Source organism: Nocardia sp. NPDC003693 (assembly GCF_053981095.1).
Genome location: NZ_JBSFNO010000009.1, coordinates 26,577 through 49,731, shown reverse-complemented (window position 1 = coordinate 49,731; position 23,155 = coordinate 26,577). Strand labels below are relative to the sequence as shown.

Genomic DNA, 23,155 nt, shown 5'->3' with positions numbered 1-23,155 from the left:
ATGACAGCGGTAGAGTGGACGCAGGCTCAGCGCGAGTCTTCGATTTCCTCCTCGTCCGCACCCGTGCGGACCTGCGTCGGATGTCGCAAACGCGCACTGGCCGCCGATCTGCTGCGAGTCGTGGCAACCGAAACCACGGTTGTTCCCGATCCTCGGCGTAGACTGCCCGGGAGGGGTGCCTGGTTGCACCCCCTTTCGGCTTGTCTGAACAACGCAGTTCGGCGCCGAGCATTCGGCAGAGCACTACGAGTGTCCGGACATCTGGATATCTCAGCCCTGGAGCATTACGTAGAGAACAGGCACGAGCACTCATGAGCACACCGTGAAGCACCAACGATGATCGACCATCGGAAATAATCTGAGGTCGTGCGGGCCCGCCCTTTGCCAAAAGGGTTGCCGCGCTCGACCTCTCAGTGAGGAGAGCAGTGGCAGGCAAGGCCCGCGTGCACGAGTTGGCCAAAGAACTCGGTGTCACGAGCAAGGAACTACTCGCGAAGCTCAAGGAGCAGGGCGAGTTCGTGAAGTCCGCGTCGTCGACGGTGGAGGCCCCCGTCGCACGTCGCCTGCGTGAGTCGCTCGCACCCAAGAGCGCCCCCGCGAACGGCGCCGCCAAGTCGGCCGCCAAGCCCGGCGACGCCCCGCGTCCGTCCGGCCCCAAGCCCGGCGCCACCTCCGGACCCCGTCCCGGCGCCCCCCGTCCGTCCGCACCGGCTCCGGCAGCCCCCGCGCCCGCTCCGGCGGCGCCGAAGGCTCCCGCCGCCGAGCAGGCCGCACCCGCGGCCGCCGCACCGGCTCCGGCCGTGCGCCCGGGCCCGGCCGTCAAGCCGGGTCCCGCCCCCAAGCCCCCCGTGGCTGAAACCGCTTCTCCGGCAGCGGCTTCCGCTTCTCCGGCGCCCGCGCCGCAGCAGCGGCCGACCCCGGGCGCCCCGCGTCCGGCTGCCCCCGCTCCCGCCCCGCGTCCGGCCCAGCAGGCCGGTGGCGCCGCGCCGACCCCGGGCGCTCCGCGTCCGGCCGGCCCGAAGCCCGGTCCCAAGCCGCCGCGCGTGGGCAACAACCCGTTCTCCTCGGCGCCCGAGCGCCCGGCGCCGCGTCCGGCCCCCGGCCAGAACGCCCCGCGTCCGGGTCAGGGCGGTCCGCGCCCGACCCCGGGTCAGGGCGGTCCCCGTCCGGCTCCCGGCCAGGGTGGCCCGCGTCCCGGTGGCGCGCAGGGCGGTCGTCCGGCTCCCGGTCAGGGCGGTCCCCGTCCGGCTCCGGGTCAGGGCGGTCCCCGCCCCGGCGGCCCGCGTCCGAGCCCCGGCTCGATGCCCCCGCGCCCGAACCCGGGTGCCATGCCCTCGCGTGCCGCGCGTCCCGCGCCCGGCGGCGGTCGTCCCGGTGGTCCGGGTCAGGGTGGTCCGCGTCCCGGTGGCGCCGGTCGTCCGGCCGGTGCCGGTGGTCCGTACCGCGGTGGCCAGGGCGGTGCCCCGGGTACCGGTGGCGCTCCCGGCGCCGGTGGTGCGGCGGCGGGTGGTTTCCGCGGTCGTCCCGGTGGCGGCGGTGGCGGCGGTCGTCCCGGTTCCGGTGGCGGTCGCGGCGGTGCCGCGGGTGCCTTCGGTCGTCCCGGTGGCGCGCCCCGCAAGGGCCGTAAGTCGAAGCGGGCGAAGCGCGCCGAGTACGAGAACATGCAGGCCCCCGTGGCCAACGTGCGGCTGCCGCGCGGCAACGGCGAGATCATCCGTCTCGCCCGCGGCGCGTCGCTGTCCGACTTCGCCGACAAGATCGGCGCCAACCCGGCCTCGCTGGTGCAGGCGCTGTTCAACCTCGGCGAGATGGTCACCGCGACCCAGTCCGTGAACGAGGAGACCCTCGAGCTCCTCGGCGGCGAGATGAACTACGTCGTGCACGTGGTCTCGCCCGAGGACGAGGACCGTGAGCTGCTCGCCAACTTCGACCTCACCTACGGCGAGGACGAGGGCGACGAGGACGACCTGCAGATCCGTCCGCCGGTCGTGACCGTCATGGGCCACGTCGACCACGGTAAGACCCGACTGCTGGACACCATCCGCAAGGCGAACGTCCGCGAGGGCGAAGCCGGCGGCATCACCCAGCACATCGGCGCCTACCAGGTGCTCACGCACGTGAACGCCGAAGACCGCCTCATCACCTTCATCGATACCCCCGGTCACGAGGCGTTCACCGCCATGCGTGCCCGTGGTGCGAAGGCCACCGACATCGCGATCCTCGTGGTCGCGGCCGACGACGGCGTCATGCCGCAGACGGTGGAGGCCATCAACCACGCGCAGGCCGCGGACGTGCCGATCGTGGTGGCGGTCAACAAGATCGATAAGGAAGGCGCGAATCCGCAGAAGATTCGCCAGCAGCTGACCGAATACGGTCTGGTCGCCGAGGAATACGGTGGCGAGACCATGTTCGTCGACATCTCGGCCAAGCAGGGCACGAACATCGATTCGCTGCTCGAGGCTGTCGTTCTGACCGCCGACGCTTCGCTGGATCTGCGGGCGAACCCGGACATGGACGCGCAGGGTGTGGCCATCGAAGCCCACCTCGACCGTGGCCGTGGTCCCGTGGCGACCGTGCTCATCCAGCGCGGCACCCTGCGGGTCGGCGACTCGATCGTGGCGGGTGACGCCTACGGTCGCGTCCGCCGCATGGTCGACGAGCACGGCGACGACGTCGAGGCGGCCATGCCGTCGCGGCCGGTCCAGGTCATCGGTTTCACCTCGGTTCCGGGTGCGGGTGACAACCTGCTCGTGGTCGAGGAAGACCGCATCGCCCGGCAGATCGCGGACCGCCGCAACGCTCGCAAGCGCAACGCCCTGGCCGCGCGCAGCCGCAAGCGGATCTCCCTGGAAGATCTGGATGCCGCCCTGAAGGAGACTTCGGAGCTGAACCTGATCCTCAAGGGCGACAACTCCGGTACCGTCGAGGCCCTCGAAGAGGCGCTGCTCGGTATCGATGTCGGCGACGAGGTGCGTCTGCGCGTCATCGACCGCGGCGTCGGTGGCGTCACCGAGACCAACGTCAACCTGGCGTCGGCCTCGAACGCGATCATCATCGGGTTCAACGTGCGTGCCGAGGGCAAGGCGACCGAGCTGGCGAACCGCGAAGGCGTGGACATTCGCTACTACTCGATCATCTACCAGGCGATCGACGAGATCGAGAAGGCCCTCAAGGGTCTGCTCAAGCCGATCTACGAAGAGGTCGAGCTGGGTCGGGCGGAGATCCGCCAGATCTTCCGCTCCTCCAAGTTCGGCAACATCGCCGGTTGCTGGGTCACCTCGGGCTCGGTCAAGCGCAACGCCAAGGCGCGCCTGCTGCGTGACAACATCGTGATCGCCGAGACCGTCACCATCGCCTCGCTGCGTCGTGAGAAGGATGACGCCACCGAGGTTCGTGAAGGCTACGAATGCGGTATGACGTTGACCTACAACGACATTCGCGAGGGTGACATCATCGAGGCCTACGAGCTGCGCGAGAAGCCGCGCGACTGACAGGTATCGACACAGCACACCTGCCGGGTCCGGAGCGATCCGGACCCGGCAGGGCTGTGACCCCCACATACCGGCACGTTCTGCGCACGCCATCCGGGCGCGCCGGTTTTTCGAGAGACAAGTGCGTGCGCATCACATGAACAACGACTTGTTCGTAGGGGCGCTCGAGTTCGACATCCTGCTCGGCGATGTGCATTCGCTGAAGCAGAAGCGCTCCGTCATCCGCCCGGTCCTGGCCGAACTGCAGAAGTTCGGCGTGAGTGCCGTCGAAGGCGGAGATCACGATCTACACCGGCGTTCACTGCTGGGCGTGGCGATGGTCAGTGCGGGAATGGACCATCTCAGCCAGGTGCTGGACAGGTGTGAACGGCATGTCGCGGGACGGCCGGAGTTACAGTTGCTGGCGGTACGCCGCCGCGTCTTCGGACCCGAAGACTGAACCAATCCCTGTGAGGAGGGCATGACCATGGTGGATCAGGCCAGGGCACGCCGACTCGCCAAGCGGATCTCCACGATCGTGGCCACGGCCATCGAATACGAGATCAAGGATCCGCGGCTGCGTTTCGTCACCATCACCGACACCAAGATGACCGGTGATCTGCGAGAAGCCACGATTTACTACACGGTGATGGGGGAAACCCTGGACGCCGAACCCGATTACACCGAGGCCGCGGCCGGGCTGGAGAAGGCCAAGGGCATTCTCCGTTCCAAGGTCGGCGCGGCGACCGGGGTGAAGTTCACCCCGATCCTCGGTTTCAAGCTCGACACCGTGCCGACCGCCGCCAAGGAGATGGAGGAGCTGCTGGCCCGCGCCCGCGCCGCCGACGCTCGGGTGGCCCAGGTCGCGGTGAACGCGAATTACGCCGGTGACGTCGACCCGTACAAGGTCGCCGACGACGCCGACGACGAAGACTGACCTGCGCTCGCGCGCAGTGGGAGGAGACCGCCGGTGATGGAACCGGTCGATCTGTCCGCGGCGGTGTCGATTCTCGACACCGCCGTTTCGGTCACGGTGCTGTGTCACGTCCAGCCCGATGCCGACACCATCGGCAGCGGCCTGGCCCTGGCGCAGGTGCTGCGCCGGCGTGGCGTGCCCGTGCAGGTCTCGTTCGCCGAGCCCGCCGAACTACCGGTGTCCATGCGCTCGATGCCCGGGACCGACCTGCTCGTCCCGGCCGACAAGGTCGCGCGCGAGGTCGACGTGCTGGTCGCGGTGGACTGCGGCAGCGCTGGCCGGCTCGGGTCGCTCCGGGACCGGCTCGACGGCGCGCGCGTCTCGCTGGTGCTCGATCATCATCGATCCAATACCCGGTTCGGCTCGGTCAACGTCATCGACGAGGCCGCCGAGTCGACCGCGGGACTGGTCGCCCGCGTCCTGGACGCGTGGGGCGAACCGATCGATCGCGATGTGGCGCACTGCCTCTACGCCGGTCTGGTCACCGACACCGGCTCGTTCAAATGGGCCCGCCCCGGATCGCACGCGCTGGCCGAACGGTTGCTCGCCACCGGTATCGACGGCCCCGGCATCACCCGCATCCTGATGGACACCCACCCGTTCGCGTGGCTGCCCATGCTGTCGCGGGTGCTGGCGACCGCCCAGCTGGATCGCGACGCCGCCCACGGCGCGGGCCTGGTCTACGTTTTCGTCCGCCGGGCCGACACCGGCGGCGTGCGCTCGGAGGAGGTCGAGAGCGTGGTCGACCTGGTCCGCACCACATCCGAGGCCCAGGTGGCGGCGGTCTTCAAGGAGGCCAGGAGTTCGGCCGAGCACTGGACGGTGTCCCTGCGCTCCCACGAGGGCCCGGACGGTTCCCCCGGCGTGGACGTCTCGAGGGTCGCCACCGTTCTCGGCGGCGGCGGACACCGCTATGCCGCAGGCTATTCCGCCACCGGCACGCCCGAAGAGCTGGTGGACCGCCTCCGCACCGAGCTCGCCCGCGACTGACCGGCGCCCCCGCACGCGACCGGCCCTGCGCGCGCCGGAATGTCGAGCCGCTGGCAACGCATCAGCTGGTCGCGCGCCGGGCGGCTGATCGCCGGGCGCGATGGGGCCCGCGATACGCCGGACGTGAGCTCGATTGGCACGGAACCCTTGAACTCGAAACCCTTGAACTCGAACACCTTTGGCGATGGCGCGCGGGCATCGTCGAACAACTCCCCGCCGTTCTAGTGCTGCACGGGCCGGGTGCGCTATGCGGTGGATTCACGCCCCGCAGCACTGGTCCCGCGATGTCGGCGAGTGTCGAGCGGCCCAGGGTGATCGGTGCGGAATCGCTGCGGTCGAACAACTTTGGTGCTGGTATCCGCCGGGTTCCAGCAGCGGACCGGCCTGGATGACACGGCGAGGAACCTGGCTGGTGTCGTAGTGGATCAAGGCTGCACTGGATCCGGGGTGATGATGTGGAACCTCTGCACCTTTGGGCGACGGTGTGCCCGCAGGCTCTCCACTGTGTTCTGGACGTTGCGGCTACGGGCCGGATAGAGGGCCGTCGGCGGTGGACTCGGGTCGGGTTGGGGGACGGTGGCCGGGGCGTCGGCGGGTTCTGGCGGCGGGGGTGGTTTGGCGCGTGGTGTCCTTGACAGGGTGGGGGCGGGCGGCCACCGTGAGTGGTGTTACGCGTTGCTAAGTTAATGGGGCGAGGCGGTGGATCTTCGGCCGGTTGCCGGGGTCCCGTGGGCCCGGGCCAGGGAGGTCTGTCATGGAGCTGGACATCAAGAAGGCTCGGCGTGAACGGCGGATCGCGGACGCCTTGCACGATCCGCAGGTGCGGGCGACCTTGGGGGAGCCGGGGATCGTGGCTCGGCTGCGGGAACCGGGGCTCGAGCTCGGGGCGATCGTGGACACGGTGCTGAGCGGGTACGCGGACCGGATCGCGCTCGGGGAGCGGGCCTTCGACACGGGCGCCGACGGCGACGGGGCGCGGGGATTACTGCCGGAATTCCGGACCATCACCTACGGGGAACTCGGTGCGCGCGTGCGGGCCCTCGCGGCGGCGTGGGCGCGGTCGGGAGCGGTCGGGACGGGTGACTTCGTGTGCACGCTGGGCTTTTCCAGTGCGGACTATGTGACGATCGACCTGGCGTGTGTCCGGCTCGGGGCGGTGGCCGTGCCCCTGCAGGCCGGTGCGCCTGCGGCACAGTGGATGTCGATCCTGGACGAGACGCGGCCGCGGGTGCTGGCCGTCAGCGTGGACGCGCTGGACGCGGCGGTGACGGCCGTGGCGGCAGGGGTAGCGCCGGGGCGGCTGCTGGTGTTCGATCAGGCGCCGGGGGACCGAACCCACCGTGCCGCTGTCGATTCCGCGCGCAAACGGCTCGCGGACGCGGGCATCGATATCGCGGTGGACCTCCTCGGTGAGGTCGTCGAGCACGGCCGGGGCCTGCCCGATGCCCCGGCTCCCGACTTCGGGGACGAGGATCCGCTGTCGCTGCTGATCTACACCTCGGGCAGCACCGGAACGCCCAAGGGCGCCATGTACACCCGGCGACTGGTGGCGGCGTTCTGGGCGGCGTACGAGCTGCGGGTGCCCGCTATCACGCTCAACTACATGCCGCTGTCGCACGTGGCGGGCAGGCTCACCCTGTACGGGACGCTCGCACGCGGCGGCGCCGCGTATTTCACCGCGCGCCCGGACATGTCGAGCCTGTTCGAGGACTACGCGCTGGTGCGGCCCACCGAGCTGGTGTTCGTGCCGCGCGTGTGCGAGATGGTGCACCAGCGGCGGCTCGACGCGATCGAACAGCGGGTACTGGCCGGCGCCGATCGGGCGGACGCGGTCGAAGCGGTGGAAGCCGAACTGCGCGAACAGGTTTTCGGCGGCCGCTACCTCACCGCGCTGAGCGCGAGCGCGCCCCTGTCGGCCGAGTTGAAGGCCGTGCTCGAATCCGCGCTCGAGGTGCAGGTGCACGATGGGTACGGCTCGACCGAGGCCGGCGGCGGGGTGCTCATGGACAACCGCATCAGGCGCCCACCGGTGCTGGACTACAAGCTCGTCGACGTGCCCGAACTGGGCTACTTCGGCACCGACACCCCGCATCCGCGCGGTGAGCTGCTCATCAAGACAACGACGATGTTCCCCGGGTACTACCGGCGGCCCGAGATCACGGCGCAGATGTTCGACGACGAGGGGTTCTATCGGACCGGCGACGTGGTGGCCGAGCTGGAACCCGATCACCTGGTGTACGTCGATCGGCGCAACAACGTGCTGAAGCTGTCCCAGGGCGAGTTCGTGACGGTGGCGACCGTGGAGGCCGCGCTGGGCGCGAGCGAGCTGATCCGGCAGATCTTCGTGTACGGCAACGGCGAACGGTCCTACCTGCTGGCGGTGGTCGTGCCGACCCCGGCCGCCGCCGCGCTCGACCCGGCGGAACTGCGTGCGTCGCTGGCGGATTCACTGCGCCGCTGCGCCGCCCGCGCGGAGCTGGAACCCTACGAGATCCCGCGTGAGTTCCTGGTCGAGACCGAGCCGTTCACCCAGGAGAACGGCCTGCTGTCCGGCATCGGGAAACTGTTGCGGCCCAGGCTGACCGATCGCTACGGCGACCGGCTCGAAGAGCTGTACTCGGAGCTGGCGCGCCGGCGCGACGACGAACTGCTCGCCCTGCGTCGCACGGTCACCGACCGGCCCGTGCCCGAGACGGTCCGGCGGGCCGCCGCGGTCGTACTCGGGTCCGCCGCCGACGAGCTGCGGGCGGACGCGCGTTTCACCGATCTCGGCGGTGATTCGCTGTCCGCGCTGTCGTATTCGTCGCTGCTGGGCGAGCTGTTCGGCGTCGAGGTTCCGGTGTCGCTGATCGTCGGTCCCACCGCCGATCTCGCCGCGATCGCCCGGTTCGTCACCGCCGCAAGGGATTCGGGTGATGTCCGCCCCACCGTCGCGACCGTGCACGGCCCGGGCGGCGCCATCCGCGCCGCCGATCTCACCCTCGGTACCTTCATCGACGCGGACACCCTGCGCGCCGCGCCATCGTGTCCGGCGGTCCCGCCGGGGCCCGCGCGCACGGTGCTGCTGACCGGAGCCAACGGGTACCTGGGCCGCTTCCTGCTGCTGGAATGGCTGGATCGACTGCGGGATTCGGCGGGCACGCTGATCTGCGTGGTGCGCGGCACGGACGACGCGGCGGCCCGCGCGCGCCTGGACGCGGTGTTCACCGCCGGCGACCCCGGGCTCGCCGCGACCTACCGGGAACTGGCGGCGGGCCGGCTACGGGTGCTCGCCGGGGATGTCGGCGCACCGAATCTCGGCCTGTCCGATGCGGACTGGCGCGGACTGGCCGCCGAGGTGGACCTCATCGTGCACTCCGCCGCGCTGGTTAATCACGTCCTGCCCTACGACCAGCTCTTCGGCCCGAATGTGCTGGGCACGGCCGAGATCGTCCGGCTCGCCCTCACCACGCGGCTGACCCCGGTCACCTACCTCTCCACCGTCGCCGTCGGCGCGGGCGTCGATCCCGCGCGCTTCACCGAGGACGCCGACATCCGCGAGATCAGCGCCGTGCGGGCGCTGGACGACGGCTACGCCAACGGCTACGGCAACAGCAAATGGGCGGGCGAGGTCCTGCTGCGCGCAGCGCACGACCTGTGCGGGCTGCCCGTGGCGGTCTTCCGCTCGGACATGATCCTGGCCCACTCCACCTATCCCGGTCAGCTGAACCTGCCCGACATGTTCACCCGCCTGCTGCTGAGCATCCTGGCCACCGGCATCGCGCCGAAGTCCTTCTACCGCACCGATACCGGGGGCGTTCGCCCCCACTACGCCGGTCTCCCGGCGGACTTCACCGCGGCGGCGGTCACGGCCCTGGGCCCCCGCCCGGAGGCCGGCTTCGCCACCTACGACGTCCTGAACCCCCACGATGACGGCATCGCCCTGGACGAGTTCGTGACCTGGCTGATCGAGTCCGGCGAGCGCGTCGAGCGCATCGACGACTACCGCGAGTGGCTGACCCGCTTCGAGGCGGCCCTGCGCGCCCTCCCCGATCGTCTGCGCCGCCATTCGGTGCTGCCGCTCCTGCACGCCTACCGCCATCAGGCCCCGCCCGTCGACCTGACCGGCACCGCCGTTCGCTTCCGCGCCGCGGTCCGCGCAGCCCATCTGACCCCGGACTCCGACATCCCGCACCTGACCCCCGCGTTGATCGCCAAGTACGCCGCCGACCTGCGCGCGGTGGGCCTGCTGGAGTAGCCCCGAATGAGCTGAACCGCCCGAGGTGACCGTAGACCGTCCTCCGCACCTGCCCTGAGCCTCCCGAGTCGCAATTCGGGGCGACCCCCGTATGTTTGCTGAACGGATGCTAGCGTGGGTTGCGTCTAGAACTCTTCGAAGCTCACAGCCACGGATCTCTGACTCGAAGGAGCAACGACATGCTCGCAGGATTCTGCCGCGCGGCGGTGGTCGCCGCCATGGCGGTCCCGCTCGTCGCCCTCGCGACACCCACCGCTTTCGCCGATCAGCCCGAAACGTCCGCGGCCGATCAATCCGCCGGTTCGAGGACGGACCTGCCGCTGCGCACCAATGCGGACGCCCCCTACATCTGGATCAACATCTGCGTCCACATCCCGACCCCGGGATCCGCCACCCTGGACTGGTGCTGGGGCTTCTGAGACACGAATCGTGCTCGGCCTCTGACGAATTCGACCTCGGAACACCCCACATCGACGTTGGCGAAAGGAGCATGGCATGAGGTACCCCGTACGCGTCGCCATCGGCGCCGCGCTCGCCACGGGCACACTGCTCTCGGGCGGAGTGGGTCACGCCCAGCCCGAGGACCAGCCCGCCCCCCAGTGCACGGTGCCCGACCAGGCGACCGGCAAGTTCCTGATCCTGCGCGGCACCGCGCCGTCGGTGCCGATGGTGCCGGGCGGCGACTACTCCATGGTGGTGGCCCGTTTCCCGACCCCTGACACGATGCAGTACATGGTGGTCGGCACCGGGATGTGGCACGACGGCACCTACAGCTACACGGTGCCCGAGCCCGGCCACGCGGTCATCGACGCCACCCAGGCGAATGCCGGCCAGCCGATCGCCTATTCGCTGTCGCTGCGGTGCACCGACAACATGTCGGGCAACTTCACGGTCGGCGACTCGGAGCCTGTCCCGGGCCGCGAAGCGACCTACCTGTTCCAGAACATGCGGCCCTGATGCTCACCGCCGGCGGCGGCGCGGCCGCCGTCGGCGCTCGAGTTGGCGTCCCGAGCCGGGTCGTCGGGCAGTTCGACGGTTGTGAGACGGAGCCTGGGTTCCGGGCTCGAGCGGCCTGAATGTTCCGGACCTATGAGCCCTGATTCGCGTCGGTGGCTCGAAGTGGTCGGCGCTGGACTCCGAAGCCCGTGCGCAGCACCGGATCCACACCTGCTGCGACGCGGCCGCCCCGATGCGTTTCAACTCGACCGGGGAGCAGCGGATGCGCTCATGGTGCTCCGTCCCTGTCCCGGACCGATCGACCTCGCGATCACACGAGCGGAAGTGGCCGCCGGGATGCTGATCGGTTGCAGTGTCGGGGCTTTCGGGTCGGTCTGTGCGTGTCGGTCACGGCTGGTGCGTGCTGGTGGCTTCGCGCAGTGGCCCTCCGCGCGACGTGGTTGCGATGGAAACGGGGACGCGACGGCATCTCGGTGTGGGCGGGCGGTGCGGGGCGGACGCGTGGGGGTGCGAAGTTTACGGAGGGCGCGGGGACTCCGGGCGGGTGTGCGATGGTGGGGTCATGCGGGAGGACGAGGGCGGTCGATCGGTGGCGGAGCGGGGGGAGGAGGCCGCGCACGCGGGGCCCCGGCGGATCCTGGGGATCGCGGTGCCGACGCTGGGGGTGTTGGTCGCCGAGCCGATCTACCTGCTGTTCGACATGGCGGTGGTGGGGCGGCTGGGGGCGCTGGCGCTGGCGGGGCTGGCGGTGGGGGGATTGATTCTGGCGCAGGTCAGTTCGCAGTTGACGTTTCTGAGTTACGGGACGACCGCGCGGGCGGCGCGCCGGCACGGGGCGGGGGACGAGCGCGGGGCGATGGGGGAGGGGGTGCAGGCCAGCTGGATCGCGGTGGGGGTCGGGCTCGCCATCGTGGTCGTGCTGCAGGGGTTCGCGGGGCCGGTTACGCGGGCCATCTCGGGCGGGGGTGACATCGCGGGGGAGGCGCTGCCGTGGTTGCGGATCGCGCTGTTCGGGGTGCCGCCGATCCTGCTGTCCATGGCAGGCAACGGGTGGATGCGCGGGGTGCAGGAGACCCGGCGGCCGCTGCTGTACGTGGTTGCGGGACTGGGACTTTCGGGGGTGCTGTGCCCGGTGCTGGTGCACGGGCTGCTGGGCGCGCCGCGGCTGGAACTGGCGGGGTCGGCGGTGGCCAACGTGATCGGCCAGACGGTCACCGCGCTGCTGTTCGTGGCGGCGCTGGTGCGCACCCGGGTGCCCCTGGCCCCGCGCATCGAGATCATGAAGGCGCAACTGGTGCTCGGCCGCGACCTGATCGCACGCAGCCTGGCCTTCCAGGCGTGCTTCATCTCCGCCGCCGCCGTGGCCGCCCGGTTCGGGGCGGCGTCGGTCGCCGCCCACCAGCTGGTGCTCCAGCTCTGGAACTTCCTGGCCCTGACCCTGGATTCGCTCGCCATCGCCGCCCAGACCCTGGTCGGCGCGGCGCTCGGCGCCGGGAACGTCCGGGGCGCACAGGGTTTGGCGCGCCGGATCACCGCCTGGTCGACCGCGTTCGCGGCCGTCCTCGCCCTGATCTTCGCCGCCGGCTACTCGGTCATCCCGCGCCTGTTCACCGACGACCCCTCGGTCCTGGAGCGCACCCACGTGGCCTGGTGGTTCTTCGTCGGCATCATTCCCCTCGCGGGCGTGGTCTTCGCCCTCGACGGCGTCCTCCTCGGCGCGGGCGACGCCGCGTTCCTGCGCAACGCCACCCTCGGCGCGGCCCTGCTCGGCTTCCTCCCACCCATCTGGCTGTCCCTCGCCAACGACTGGGGCATCGCCGGAATCTGGTCCGGCCTGGTCATTTTCATGCTCCTACGCCTGGCCGCGGTCTCCTGGCGCGCACTCTCCGGCCGCTGGGCCCGCGCGGGCGCGGAGGTCCCCCGCACCCTGGCCTGACAGCGGCGGGCGATCGCGACCCGGCACCGCCGCTGTGGTTGCCGAAACGACCGCCGCCGATGTGCGCGTTCAGTCGTTCTCGGCCGCCCGCGCCGCGAGATTGGCCGCTACCTCGGCCTGCCAGTTCTCGTTGGCGTGCGTGGTGTCGACCTCGAACTCGAAGCGCGCCGTCATATCCGGGGTGATGTCGGCGACGTCCACGTAGAACTGTTCGTACCAGCGGCGATGCTGGTACACGGGGCCGTCCTCCTGGGTCAGCAGGGGATTGTCGATGCGGGTCTTGTGTTTCCAGATCTCCACGTCCTGCAGGAAGCCCACGCCGAAGCTCTTGCCGAAGGCCTTGGCGAGCTTCTGCGACTTCTCCGGCGGCAGGCCCTCGATGCGCTGCACGCTCACACCCCACTGCAGCATGAACGAATCGTGGGTGACCGGATAGTGGCAGTTGATCAGCGCCACCTCCACGGTGTTCTCGCCGAAGTCGTTGTGCAGATAGTTGATCATGTACGACGGCCCGAAATACGAGGCCTCCGAACGCAGCAACTGCATCTCGGTCGAGTAATTCGAGGACGTGTGCACATCCGGGCGGCCCTTGGAATGCAGGAACTGGGTCGCCACGTGTCCTTCGAACACATTCTTGAAGAACACCGGGTACGCGTAGTGGATATAGAAGAAGTGCGCCATATCCACGTTGTTGTCGATGATTTCGCGGCAGTGCGCGCCCTCGATGAGCAGTGAGTTCCAGTCCCAGTCGCTCCACTGTTCGGTGCCCATGCCCTCGATGTGCGGGATGGCGACCTCCGGCGGCGGCTTGTTGCCCTCCGGATCGTTCCAGACGAAGAACTGCCCGTTCTCCTCGCAGGTGATCCAGGACCTGGTCCGGGCCAGCGGCGGCACCCGGCGCGCGTAGGGGATCGCGTCGCATTTGCCGTCCCCGCGCCAGCGCCAATCGTGGAACGGGCACGCGATGTTGTCGCCCTTCACGCTGCCGTAGGCGAGGTCCGCTCCCATATGACGGCAGTAACCGTCGAGCGCGTTGAGTTTCCCGGTGCTGTCGGCCCAGATGACGAGCTTGGTGCCGAAGGCGTTGACGGAGTGCGGTTCCCCGTCGCGGAAACTCTCCGCCAACCCCAGGCAGTGCCAGCCGCGTGCGAAACGCGTCATCGGCTTGCCGACATCAATGGTCCGAACGTGCGCGGAGCCTGTCATTCCCCGAGATTAAGCATGTTCGCTTAAATAGACAAGGGGTGATGTCGGCCCCGTGCCGATCAGGCCGCGGGCTCGGTGAACCGGCGGACAACGACTTTCGCGGTCCGCAGCAGTCGCTCGGCCACGGCCAGCCCGGGTTCGATGACCGCGGCCACGGTCCGGTCCTCGGTCGCCGTCACGGCCGCGGTCACGTCCATCGCCTCCATGGTCAGCGCGTCGAAGGCGGTGCCGGGGGCCGGTTCCACGATGCGCCCGCCGCGACCGGCGACCAGGCGCTCCACCCGCGCGGCGAAGGCGTCGAAGGCCGCGCGCTCGGTGTCGGACTGCGCGGTGGCCGCGCAGGTGCGGGCATCGCCGTGCAGGGCGAACAGTTCCACCAGCAGCGGCACGTCCGCCCCGGCCCGCTCCCGCTGAGCGCGCGCCTTGGCGTCGTCGGCCAGGCGCTCGATGGTCCCGGCCTGCCGGGCGATCACCCGGGCGAGATCCTCGACGCGCTCGTTGATGCTCGCCACCGCGGGCTCGATCCCGGGAGTCGCGGGCAGTGCGATATCGGCCGGCTGCTGCACGGGAAACTGATCGGTGGTGGGTTCGCTTGCGCTATCGGAATTCCCGGTCACGGCGGCGGGTTCGGTCATGCTCGAAACCTTAATCCCGGGTGTCGGCGGTGGCTGCTACGATCGCCGCCATGGGGGTCTTCGGTATTGACCTGGGCACAACGAATTCGGCTATCGCGCGGATCGACGCTGACGGCCGTCCTGATGTCCTGATCGGCATGAACGGGGAGCCAACGGTTCCCTCGGTGGTCTTGTTCGCCTCCGCGAACGATCATGTGGTGGGCGAGGGCGCGCGGCGCCAGGCTCGCCTCGATCCCGAGCACGTCTGCGCGCTGGTCAAACGGCGCATGGGCGACGCGGATTGGCGTTTCGTGGCACACGGGCAGACCTGGTCCGCGCCCGCGGTGTCCTCCCTGATCCTCAAGAGCCTGGCCGCCGACGCCGAATTCGGCGGCGGCGAGACCGTCTCGCGCGTGGTCATCACCGTGCCCGCCTACTTCGGCGACGAGGAGCGGCGCGCCACCATCCAGGCCGGCACCTATGCCGGATTCGACGTGGCGGGCGTGCTGTCCGAACCCATCGCCGCGGCCCTGTCCTACGGTTTCGGCCGCCTCGACGGCAGCATCGACATCGGCAAGGGCGGCCCGCGCGAGACCGTCATGGTCTACGACCTGGGCGGCGGCACCTTCGATGCCACCGTCATCGAACTGTCCGACCGCCGCATCTCGGTGCTGTCGGTCGAGGGCGACCACCAGCTCGGCGGCGCCGACTGGGACGAGCGCATCGCCCTGCACCTGTCCCAGCAGTTCTGCGCCGCCAACCCCGACGCCGAGGATCCGCTCGACGATTCGGCCGGTTCGCAGATGCTGGTGCTGGCCGCCGAGCGCGCGAAGATGGAACTCACCGACGCCGAGAGCACCGAGGTCGTGGTGGCGCACGACGGCGTCCGCGCCGTCATCACCCTGACCCGTGCCGAGCTCGAGGCGATGACGGCCTCGCTCATGCGGCGCACCGTCGACCTCACCCGGGCGTGCCTGGCCGCGGCCGGGCAGCGCGGGGTCCACAAGGTCGACAGACTGCTGCTGGTCGGCGGATCCTCGCGCATGCCCATGGTGGCGCGTGAACTGCAGCGCGAACTCGGCCTCGTCGGCGAGCTGCGCGATCCGGATCTCTCGGTGGCCCGCGGCGCGGCGCTGTACGGGGAGAAGCTGGAGATGGAACGGCTCGTCCTGGCCGATCTGGTGACCCGCGGCCGCCTGCGCGACGGCTCGGAACTGCGTGAGGCCGATCCCCGGGAACTGGAGCAGTCCGTGGCGCGGGTCGCGGCCTCGTTCGGGCAGCCGGTGGCCCTGGTGCGGCGCATGCTCGAGATCCAGGTCGACACCGTGGTCTCGCGCGGGTTCGGCGTGCTGGCCCTCGACCCGTACAACGGGCTGGCCGCGAGCTGGCTGGTGCATCGCAATCAGACGCTGCCCATCAAGGTGCGGCGTTCGTACGGCACCGTGCGCACCGATCAGGACCAGATCGAGCTGACCATCGTCGAACAGCAGGGGCAGGCCGCCTCGACCCGCCCCGAGGATTCGAAGATCCTGGTGGAGGGCAAGATTCGCGATATCCCGCCCGGGTACGAGGCGGGCAGCGAAGTGCGGGTCACCTTCGAGATGGGTTTCGACGGCGTTCTGCACGTGACCGCGTACCACGTGGACGCCAAGATGCCGCTGGTGCTCTCGGTGCAGACCGGGGCCACGCTGTCCCAGGCCGACGTCGCACGGGAACTGGATCAGCTGCAGCGCACCCGCCGCCGGGCCGTCTGAACGACGAACCATGCACGCCTTCGACCCGAACGACTATCGCAAGCGAGTGCTGGCCGCGGTGGAACGCCGCGGCGGCATCGACTCCTCGGATCCCTTCGAGCTGTACGACATTCCGCTCGAGGAGGCCGAACAGCTCACCGACGCGCAGGTCGGCGCGCGCCTGGACGAGGTGTGGGCCTTCTGGCAGAAGCAGCGCGACCATCCCAAGTACCGGGTGCTGGTCGGGTTGCTGGTCGACGGGCACGAGGAGCGTTCCTATCCGCTGCTGAGCGCGGCCTCGCGGCGCGTGGAGGCCGAGCAGGTGCGGCGCACCCGCGACCGGCGCGACACCGAGCGCTACGAGATGCTCGACAGCGCCATCGAACGACTCGTGCAGCGGCACGGCGGAATTCCGGTCGGCAAGATCGCCGGGCTGGAGGATCTCGGCAAACTCGGCGGGCTGGACCCGAAGGAGATCGAGGCGCGCCTGCGCAGACACCGCCGGATCGAGGACGCCGCCGCGCCCGCCCCGGCCGCGCGCACCAGCGAGATCAGTGCCCAACGGCGGCAACAGATTCGCAAGCTCCTGGCCGAATACGAGCGGCTGCTGCCGGGTGATCCGGTGCCGACGCTGCTGGTGCTGCTGCGCCTGGATTTCACCAAGGCGCACGAGACCGGCGAGATCCGCCTGCGCGCCGAGGCGTTGCGCAGCCGCACCCGGGAACTTCCGCCCGGGCGTATTCGCGTGGTGCTCGACGAACTGCTGGTGCACATCAGCGATGTGCTCGAGGCGGGCGGCGCCATCGTCGACGACTATCTGGCCGCGATCGTCGAGGACGTGACCGAGGCGCTGCGCCCGCAGGTGCGGGCGGCGGTGCTGGTCGAAGACCATTTGGTGGCGGGCGATTTCGAGTACCTGGTGGGTGAGGCCATCACCGCCGGGCTGGACCGCGTCGCCGCCGAGAAGGTGATCATCGGTCTGGCGACCGAGCTCGGGACGACCGTGGAGGGTCGCGAGCGGGGCGTGGATTCGATTCCGGGACACCGGGGTTCGAGCTCCGCCTCCGGATTCTCCGCCGGCACGGGCGCCGGTTCCGGGCGCTACGCCCACCCCGGGCGCGGCACGGGTTCGGCGTCGCGCACCCCGATCACCCCCGCCGGCGGCAGAACGCCCACCGGCCCGCCCGTCCGCGCCTGGGAGGAGCCGCTCAAGGCCGCCCGCGCGGCCCTGCGCGCGGGCCGCCCGTACGAGGCGTCGCAGCGGGTGGACGAGGCCAAGCTGGCGGTCGGCGGTGACAGCGCCGGGAACACCGCGGTGCGCCCCGTCGCCGAGGAGGTCGACCGCATCCTGGCCGAGGCCGCCCTGCGCTGGCGCTCGGCCGCCTCCGGCTGCGGTGGCAGACGCTACGTCGACGCCCTCGAACACCTCGAGTACCTGACCCGCTCGGCCTCGGACGTGCCCAACCCGGACGGCCGCGGCCCCCGGCTCGAGCAGCTGCTCGCCCAGGCGCGCAACGCGATGGCCGAGGCCGACCGGCTGTTCGCCGCGGCTCCCGCCGCGCCCGCCGCCGCCCGCGTACGCGCCCTGCTGTCGGTGCTGGACCTGTGCGCCGATCACACCGGCGCGACCGCGGCCCTGGCCGAGTTGCCGGTCGATGCCCCCGGCCGCGTGTCCGCGACCCGCAAGCCCGACGGCACCGTCGAGATCGCGTGGTCGCCCTCGGTGACCGAACAGGTCGAATACCGGGTCACCCGTTTGCAATCCGACGGTTCCTGGCGCGTGGTGGGCCGCACGCGCGGCACCGCGCTGGAGGACGGTGGCGCGGGCACCGGTCCGGTGCCCGTCTACGGGGTGGTGGCCTCGATCTCCGGGCGCGCGTCGGAGATGAGCCGCTCCGACGGCCCGGCCGTCGAGCCGAACCGGTCGTCCACGACGGGATCGCACGCCTCGAACTCCGCTCGCGCCGACGCCGCGCCGACCCCGGCGAACGCGTCGTCCTCCGCGGCGACGGCCACGCACCCCGGCCCGTCGCCCGCCGCCTCCCGGACGGGCGGGTTCGGCGCCGGTCCGCACGGTTCGCCCACCGCATCCCCGCCCTCGGACACCCCGAGCGGCATGCCCGCCGTGCGCGGCCTGACCGCGAACGCGGGCCTGCTGACCTTCGAATGGCCCGCGGGCGTCACCGAGGTCATGGTGGTGGCCCGCGCCGACGCGCCGCCCACCGACCCCGACGATCCGGCCGCCGCGCGCAAGTGGAAGGTCACCAACACCCGCTACCAGATCGACGGCGGCGCGAAGCTCCCCGCCGACGTCCCCCGCCCCTGCCACGTCGCCGTGGCCTCCTGCCGCCGCGAAGCGACCGGAACCCTCACCGTGGCAGCCGGGTTCGCCCCCGCCGCGCGCCTCCACGTCACCGGCTGAGGCGCGCCGGATCCGGGCGATCTTCGTGCGGGACGCTCCCTGCCCGCGAGTGCGCGGCGGGGGCGTGGGAATCTGTTCTGGATCGGTGCTGTTGCTGCGAGGACCGTTCGTGAACAGGAAGGCGGAGCTGGGTGATTCCGAAACTGGTTGCGGTGAGCGACATCCATGTCGGTCATCAGGGCAACAAGCCGGTGGTCGAGGGTATTCGCGCGGACTCACCCGAGGATTGGCTGATCCTCGCGGGGGACGTGGGGGAGAAGACCGACGACTTCCGGTGGGCCCTGGAAACGCTGCGCCGGCAGTTCGCCAAGGTCATCTGGGTGCCGGGTAACCACGAATTGTGGACCACCGCAAAGGATCCCGTGCAGATGCACGGCGCGGGGCGATACGACTACCTGGTCTCGATCTGCCGCGACGTGGACGTGCTGACCCCCGAGGACCCGTTCCCGGTGTGGACCGGCGCGGGCGCCGAGGAGTTCGGCGGCGCGGTCACGCTGGTGCCGATGTTCCTGCTCTACGACTACTCGTGGCTGCCCGAGGGCACCGTCACCAAGGCCGCCGGCCTGGCGCTGGCGCGCGAGCGCAACGTGGTGGCGACCGACGAGTTCCTGCTCTCGCCCGAGCCGTACCTGACCCGCGACGCCTGGTGTCACGCGCGGGTGCAGTACACCAAGCGCCGCCTGGACGCGCTGCCCGCCGACACCCCGGTGGTCCTGATCAACCACTTCCCGCTGCTGCGCGAACCCACCGACATGCTCTGGTACCCGGAGTTCGCCCTGTGGTGCGGCACCGACCTCACCGCCGACTGGCACACCAGCTACAACGTGGTCTGCTCGATCTACGGCCACCTGCACATCCCGCGCACCACCTACTACGACGGCGTCCGCCACGAAGAGGTCTCCCTCGGCTACCCCCGCGAGTGGCAGCGCCGCGGCCTCCCCGAGCAGCTCCTGCGCCAGATCCTGCCCGTCCCCGACTACGGCGACACCCTCAACGAGTGGGGCGGCCACTTCAAGATCACCCCCGAGATGGCCGAGGCCGCAGCCAAGATGCGCGAACAGGCCCAGCGCCGCCGCGGGCTCTGACACCCGACCGCCGTGCGCCGGGCGGCCGCCCGATGTCCGCGCCGCCTTCGTGCCGACAGCGGGCGGCCGGCAAGGAGGACTTGATCCGACCACGTCCGGGGCCGCATGACGTTCGCGCGCGTGCCGCCGCCAACCGTGCCGGACGCCCCGCGTGAACGCGGACCCACGCGCGCACCCGCGCACCGAGTACGCGCGGTGTGGCCGACAGGGCAGGATCGGGATTGGCAGAGCAGCTGACTCTTGATCAGCGGGCTGGTCGGACCCGGCCGCGGTGGGGCAAGGGGCTGCCGCACAGCCGGTTTCGCGGACCGGCTGTGCGATCGAGTGCCGGCCGCCGCCGGGCGTGATCGCAGCTCGGGTCGGCGATCGCCGAGGCCCCACGATTCGGGGGTGTTGCGGTGGTGTTGCCATCCGGTGCGGGGTCGTGCGCGGGCCCTGTTCAGCGGTGATGATGGGGGAATGCGGGATGTGCTCGAGGAACTGATCGACCGGGTCCGGGGTGGGCCGGTGGTCCTCGCGCGGGTCGTCGGGGTGACCGGGGCCGGGCCGCGGGCGGTGGGGGCGAGCATGGTCGTCACCGGGGACGGGGAGGTCATCGGGTCGCTGTCGGGCGGGTGCGTGGAGGCCGCGGTCGTCGAGTCGGCCGCCATGGTGCTGCGCGACGGGGTGGCGGTGCTCGAACGGTTCGGGATCGCCGACCCGGACGGGATGGCGATCGGGCTGACCTGCGGCGGGGAGATGGAGGTCTTCCTCGAGCGGGTCGACGAACATCGGCTCGCGCTGCTCGAGACGCTGGCCCGGGAGATCGAGGCGTGCCGCCCGGTAGCGGTCCTGACTTCGCTTGCGGGCGAACCGGAATGGCGCCTGCTGTCGGATCCGGTGCCGGGCGCCCGTGGCCCCGGCGTCGCGGGTGGTGCGGGCGCGGACCACCCGCTCGCGCCAGCCGATCGTGTTCGTGACTCCGAGTCGGCAGCGCCGCCCGGACCACCCGAGTCCGCCGGCACACCTGAACGGCCCGGACTCGGGTCCATGGCGGCAGCAGTACCGCGCGACGCGATCAAGATGGCGCGGGCCGGGCGCACCGGGACCATCGGGTCGGACGAGTGCGAGGTCGGTGACCTGCCGTCGCGGGCCTTCGTGCAGAGTTTCGGGCCGCCCGCGCGCATGATCCTGGCCGGGGCCAACGACTTCGTGCGGGCGCTGAGCAGGCTCGGGAGCCAGCTCGGGTACCGGGTCACGGTGGTCGACGCGCGCGAAACCTTCGCCACCGCAGCGCGATTCCCGGCGGCGGCCGAGGTCGTCGTGGACTGGCCGCATCGGTATCTGCGGGCCGAGCACGCGGGCGGGCGGGTCGACGCCCGCACCGTGGTGCTGGTGCTCACCCACGACGCCAAGTTCGATGTGCCGCTGCTGGCCGAGGCGCTGAACCTGCCGGACCTGGCCTTCGTCGGGGCGCTGGGCTCGCGGCGCACGCACGCCGACCGTACGGCGCGCCTGATCGCCGCGGGCCTCACCCCGGATCTCCTGGCGCGCTTGCGAAGTCCGGTCGGCCTGGACCTCAACGCCACCACCCCGGACGAGACCGCGGTCTCCATCGTCGCGCAGATCATCGCCGAGGCGGGCGGGGCGACCGGCCGCCCGCTGGGGACGCTGGACGGTCCCATTCATCACTGAGCACGGTCGCGCCCAACCGCCGAACGCGGTCGCGCCTCCTGGCGGGCAAGGCCCCGGTTCGGGGGTGCGCGGCGGTCCCGCGCGGGCCGGTAGGCTCGTCCGGGCAAGTAGCGGTGCGGATCAGGAGGCGGTCATCGAAGAGCGGGCAGTCGCGGCGGAATCGGCGCGCATTCTCGGCAGGATCCTGCCCTCGGGCGTCGCATCCGCCGAGCTGGTGGTGTACCCGGAGGATCTGAAGCCGCACCCGAGCGAAGAGCACCTCATCGCCAAGGCGGTGGAGAAGCGCCGGCGCGATTTCATCGGCGCCCGGCACTGCGCCCGCCAGGCGCTGACCCAGCTCGGTGAGCCCGCCGTGGCCATCGGCAAGGGCGAGGACGGCGGACCGCTGTGGCCGCGCGGCGTCGTCGGCAGCCTCACCCACACCGACGGCTACAAGGCCGCCGCGCTGGGCCACAGCCTGCGCTTCCGGTCCATCGGCATCGACGCCGAGCCGCACGCCGCGCTCCCGGACGGCGTGCTGGATTCGGTGAGCCTGCCCGCCGAACGCGCCTGGCTGCGGGCGGCGCTGCAGGCCACCGACCTGCATCTGGATCGACTGCTGTTCTGCGCCAAGGAAGCCACCTACAAGGCGTGGCGGCCGCTCACCGGCCGCTGGCTCGGCTTCGAGGACGCGCACATCACCTTCGTCGTCGACGACGAGAACGCCGACGGCGGCGCGGGCACGTTCCACACCGAACTGCTCATCCCCGGGCACACCACCGACGGCGGCGCGGACCTGCAGACGTTCGACGGCCGCTGGGCGATCTCGGACGGTCTCATCCTCACCGCGATCGTGGAGGCCTGATGGGCGAGCGCAAGCCCCCGCTCGTCGACGCGCTGGGCGGACTGCTGATCGTGGACAAGGACGGCGGCTGGACGAGCCACGACGTGGTCGCCAAGAGCCGAAGGCTGTTGCGCACCAAGAAGGTCGGCCACGCGGGCACCCTGGACCCGATGGCCACCGGCGTCCTGGTGCTCGGTGTGGAACGGGCCACCAAGATCCTGGGCCAGCTCATCCTGACCACCAAGGCGTACACCGCCACGATCCGCCTCGGGCAGTCGACGATCACCGACGACGCCGAGGGCGAGGTCACCGACACGACATCGGCCGCGCACCTCACCGATGCCGACATCGCCGCGCGCGTAGCGGAATTGACCGGCGACATCCAGCAGGTCCCCGCCACCGTCAGCGCCATCAAGGTCAACGGCGAGCGCGCCTACGCCCGCGCTCGCGCCGGCGAGGACGTGCAGCTCGCGGCCCGCCCGGTCACCGTGAGCCGCTTCGACATCCTCGAACGCCGCGACATCGACACCGGCACAGAACAATTCGTCGACCTGGACGTGGAGGTGGAGTGCACCTCCGGCACGTACATCCGCGCCCTGGCCCGCGATCTCGGTGAAAAGCTCGGCGTGGGCGGCCATCTCACGGCCCTGCGCCGCACCCGCGTGGGTCCCTTCACCCTGGAACACGCCCGCACCCTGACCGCCCTGGAAGCCGCCGCCGAGGCCGGGCAACCCCTCCTGAGCCTCGACATCGACGCCGCGGTCCGCGCCGCCTTCCCCCTGCGCGAGGTCGAGGACAAGCAGGCCGACGACCTCCGCAACGGCCGCTGGCTGGACCCGGTCGGCATCCCCGGCGTCTACGCCGCCGTCGATGCGCACGGCAACGCGATAGCCCTCCTCCAGGAGAGCGGCAAGCGCGCGTCGTCCGTCATGGTCGTCCGCCCGGCCAACCTCTGAGCCCGGCGCAACGCGACGGGGCGGGTTGCCCATCGTCTCCGAGGCGACCCGCTGCCGCGTGCTCTGGGACCGCTTG

General features: G+C 70.8%; 17 protein-coding genes. 15 read left to right on the top strand and 2 right to left on the bottom strand.

The window, feature by feature from the left end:
• The 9 genes from ACWDOP_RS12865 (at position 1) to ACWDOP_RS12825 (ending at position 12,566) form a co-directional block, all read left to right on the top strand.
• Positions 1-315 (top strand): YlxR family protein, encoded by a 315-nt coding sequence (locus ACWDOP_RS12865; protein ID WP_454203945.1) that lies wholly within the window; start codon positions 1-3, stop codon positions 313-315.
• Positions 316-425: 110 nt separating this feature from the next.
• Entirely contained in the window at positions 426-3,491 is a 3,066-nt protein-coding gene (infB, locus tag ACWDOP_RS12860) for a translation initiation factor IF-2 (RefSeq protein ID WP_456345199.1), read from the top strand.
• 148 nt (positions 3,492-3,639) lie between these two features.
• Entirely contained in the window at positions 3,640-3,930 is a 291-nt protein-coding gene (locus ACWDOP_RS12855) for a DUF503 domain-containing protein (protein ID WP_454204155.1), read from the top strand.
• A gap of 27 nt (positions 3,931-3,957) precedes the next feature.
• Positions 3,958-4,407 (top strand): 30S ribosome-binding factor RbfA, encoded by a 450-nt coding sequence (gene rbfA, locus ACWDOP_RS12850; RefSeq protein ID WP_454204156.1) that lies wholly within the window; start codon positions 3,958-3,960, stop codon positions 4,405-4,407.
• Positions 4,408-4,443: 36 nt separating this feature from the next.
• Positions 4,444-5,436: a DHH family phosphoesterase gene (locus ACWDOP_RS12845; RefSeq protein WP_456345198.1), complete on the top strand. Its 993-nt coding sequence runs from the start codon at positions 4,444-4,446 to the stop codon at positions 5,434-5,436.
• A 754-nt stretch (positions 5,437-6,190) separates the two neighbouring features.
• Positions 6,191-9,673 carry a carboxylic acid reductase gene (gene car / locus ACWDOP_RS12840; RefSeq protein ID WP_456345197.1) on the top strand — a complete coding sequence of 1,161 codons (3,483 nt, stop codon included), beginning with the start codon at positions 6,191-6,193 and terminating at the stop codon, positions 9,671-9,673.
• A 179-nt stretch (positions 9,674-9,852) separates the two neighbouring features.
• Positions 9,853-10,092 (top strand): hypothetical protein, encoded by a 240-nt coding sequence (locus ACWDOP_RS12835; RefSeq protein WP_456345196.1) that lies wholly within the window; start codon positions 9,853-9,855, stop codon positions 10,090-10,092.
• 76 nt (positions 10,093-10,168) lie between these two features.
• Positions 10,169-10,630, top strand: a complete 462-nt coding sequence (locus ACWDOP_RS12830) for a hypothetical protein (RefSeq protein ID WP_454203950.1) — start codon at positions 10,169-10,171, stop codon at positions 10,628-10,630.
• A 562-nt stretch (positions 10,631-11,192) separates the two neighbouring features.
• Positions 11,193-12,566 carry an MATE family efflux transporter gene (locus tag ACWDOP_RS12825; RefSeq protein ID WP_456345195.1) on the top strand — a complete coding sequence of 458 codons (1,374 nt, stop codon included), beginning with the start codon at positions 11,193-11,195 and terminating at the stop codon, positions 12,564-12,566.
• A gap of 69 nt (positions 12,567-12,635) precedes the next feature.
• On the opposite strand, the gene ACWDOP_RS12820 is transcribed toward ACWDOP_RS12825, so the two are convergent.
• Both ACWDOP_RS12820 and grpE read right to left on the bottom strand, forming a co-directional pair.
• Complete coding sequence (locus ACWDOP_RS12820; RefSeq protein ID WP_456345194.1) at positions 12,636-13,772, bottom strand: Rieske 2Fe-2S domain-containing protein; 1,137 nt, start codon at positions 13,770-13,772, stop codon at positions 12,636-12,638.
• A gap of 59 nt (positions 13,773-13,831) precedes the next feature.
• Complete coding sequence (grpE, locus tag ACWDOP_RS12815) at positions 13,832-14,407, bottom strand: nucleotide exchange factor GrpE (RefSeq protein WP_456345193.1); 576 nt, start codon at positions 14,405-14,407, stop codon at positions 13,832-13,834.
• A 50-nt stretch (positions 14,408-14,457) separates the two neighbouring features.
• Here grpE and ACWDOP_RS12810 point away from each other — a divergent pair, with 50 nt between their 5' ends.
• The 6 genes from ACWDOP_RS12810 to truB all read left to right on the top strand — a co-directional run bounded on the left by ACWDOP_RS12810 (position 14,458) and on the right by truB (position 23,079).
• Positions 14,458-16,140 carry an Hsp70 family protein gene (locus tag ACWDOP_RS12810; protein WP_454204157.1) on the top strand — a complete coding sequence of 561 codons (1,683 nt, stop codon included), beginning with the start codon at positions 14,458-14,460 and terminating at the stop codon, positions 16,138-16,140.
• A gap of 10 nt (positions 16,141-16,150) precedes the next feature.
• Positions 16,151-18,541 carry an Ig-like domain repeat protein gene (locus ACWDOP_RS12805; protein ID WP_456345192.1) on the top strand — a complete coding sequence of 797 codons (2,391 nt, stop codon included), beginning with the start codon at positions 16,151-16,153 and terminating at the stop codon, positions 18,539-18,541.
• Positions 18,542-18,672: 131 nt separating this feature from the next.
• Positions 18,673-19,626 (top strand): metallophosphoesterase family protein, encoded by a 954-nt coding sequence (locus ACWDOP_RS12800; RefSeq protein WP_454203958.1) that lies wholly within the window; start codon positions 18,673-18,675, stop codon positions 19,624-19,626.
• A 459-nt stretch (positions 19,627-20,085) separates the two neighbouring features.
• Positions 20,086-21,300: an XdhC family protein gene (locus ACWDOP_RS12795; RefSeq protein WP_456345191.1), complete on the top strand. Its 1,215-nt coding sequence runs from the start codon at positions 20,086-20,088 to the stop codon at positions 21,298-21,300.
• Between the two features lie 169 nt (positions 21,301-21,469).
• A complete protein-coding gene (gene npt / locus ACWDOP_RS12790; protein WP_456345294.1) occupies positions 21,470-22,144 on the top strand; it encodes a 4'-phosphopantetheinyl transferase Npt in 675 nt (224 codons plus the stop codon).
• Positions 22,144-23,079: a tRNA pseudouridine(55) synthase TruB gene (truB, locus tag ACWDOP_RS12785; RefSeq protein ID WP_456345190.1), complete on the top strand. Its 936-nt coding sequence runs from the start codon at positions 22,144-22,146 to the stop codon at positions 23,077-23,079. The genes npt and truB overlap by 1 nt, the downstream gene beginning before the upstream one ends.
• The last annotated feature ends 76 nt before the right edge of the window (positions 23,080-23,155 follow it).

What these genes read in the sequence shown, in the direction of transcription:
- ACWDOP_RS12865 (WP_454203945.1), top strand. Translation starts at nt 1, where the DNA reads ATGACAGCGGTAGAGTGGACGCAGGCTCAGCGCGAGTCTTCGATTTCC.
- rbfA (WP_454204156.1), top strand. Translation starts at nt 3,958, where the DNA reads ATGGTGGATCAGGCCAGGGCACGCCGACTCGCCAAGCGGATCTCCACG.
- ACWDOP_RS12845 (WP_456345198.1), top strand. Translation starts at nt 4,444, where the DNA reads ATGGAACCGGTCGATCTGTCCGCGGCGGTGTCGATTCTCGACACCGCC.
- car (WP_456345197.1), top strand. Translation starts at nt 6,191, where the DNA reads ATGGAGCTGGACATCAAGAAGGCTCGGCGTGAACGGCGGATCGCGGAC.
- ACWDOP_RS12835 (WP_456345196.1), top strand. Translation starts at nt 9,853, where the DNA reads ATGCTCGCAGGATTCTGCCGCGCGGCGGTGGTCGCCGCCATGGCGGTC.
- ACWDOP_RS12830 (WP_454203950.1), top strand. Translation starts at nt 10,169, where the DNA reads ATGAGGTACCCCGTACGCGTCGCCATCGGCGCCGCGCTCGCCACGGGC.
- ACWDOP_RS12825 (WP_456345195.1), top strand. Translation starts at nt 11,193, where the DNA reads ATGCGGGAGGACGAGGGCGGTCGATCGGTGGCGGAGCGGGGGGAGGAG.
- ACWDOP_RS12820 (WP_456345194.1), bottom strand. Translation starts at nt 13,772, where the DNA reads ATGACAGGCTCCGCGCACGTTCGGACCATTGATGTCGGCAAGCCGATG.
- grpE (WP_456345193.1), bottom strand. Translation starts at nt 14,407, where the DNA reads ATGACCGAACCCGCCGCCGTGACCGGGAATTCCGATAGCGCAAGCGAA.
- ACWDOP_RS12810 (WP_454204157.1), top strand. Translation starts at nt 14,458, where the DNA reads ATGGGGGTCTTCGGTATTGACCTGGGCACAACGAATTCGGCTATCGCG.
- ACWDOP_RS12805 (WP_456345192.1), top strand. Translation starts at nt 16,151, where the DNA reads ATGCACGCCTTCGACCCGAACGACTATCGCAAGCGAGTGCTGGCCGCG.
- ACWDOP_RS12795 (WP_456345191.1), top strand. Translation starts at nt 20,086, where the DNA reads ATGCGGGATGTGCTCGAGGAACTGATCGACCGGGTCCGGGGTGGGCCG.
- truB (WP_456345190.1), top strand. Translation starts at nt 22,144, where the DNA reads ATGGGCGAGCGCAAGCCCCCGCTCGTCGACGCGCTGGGCGGACTGCTG.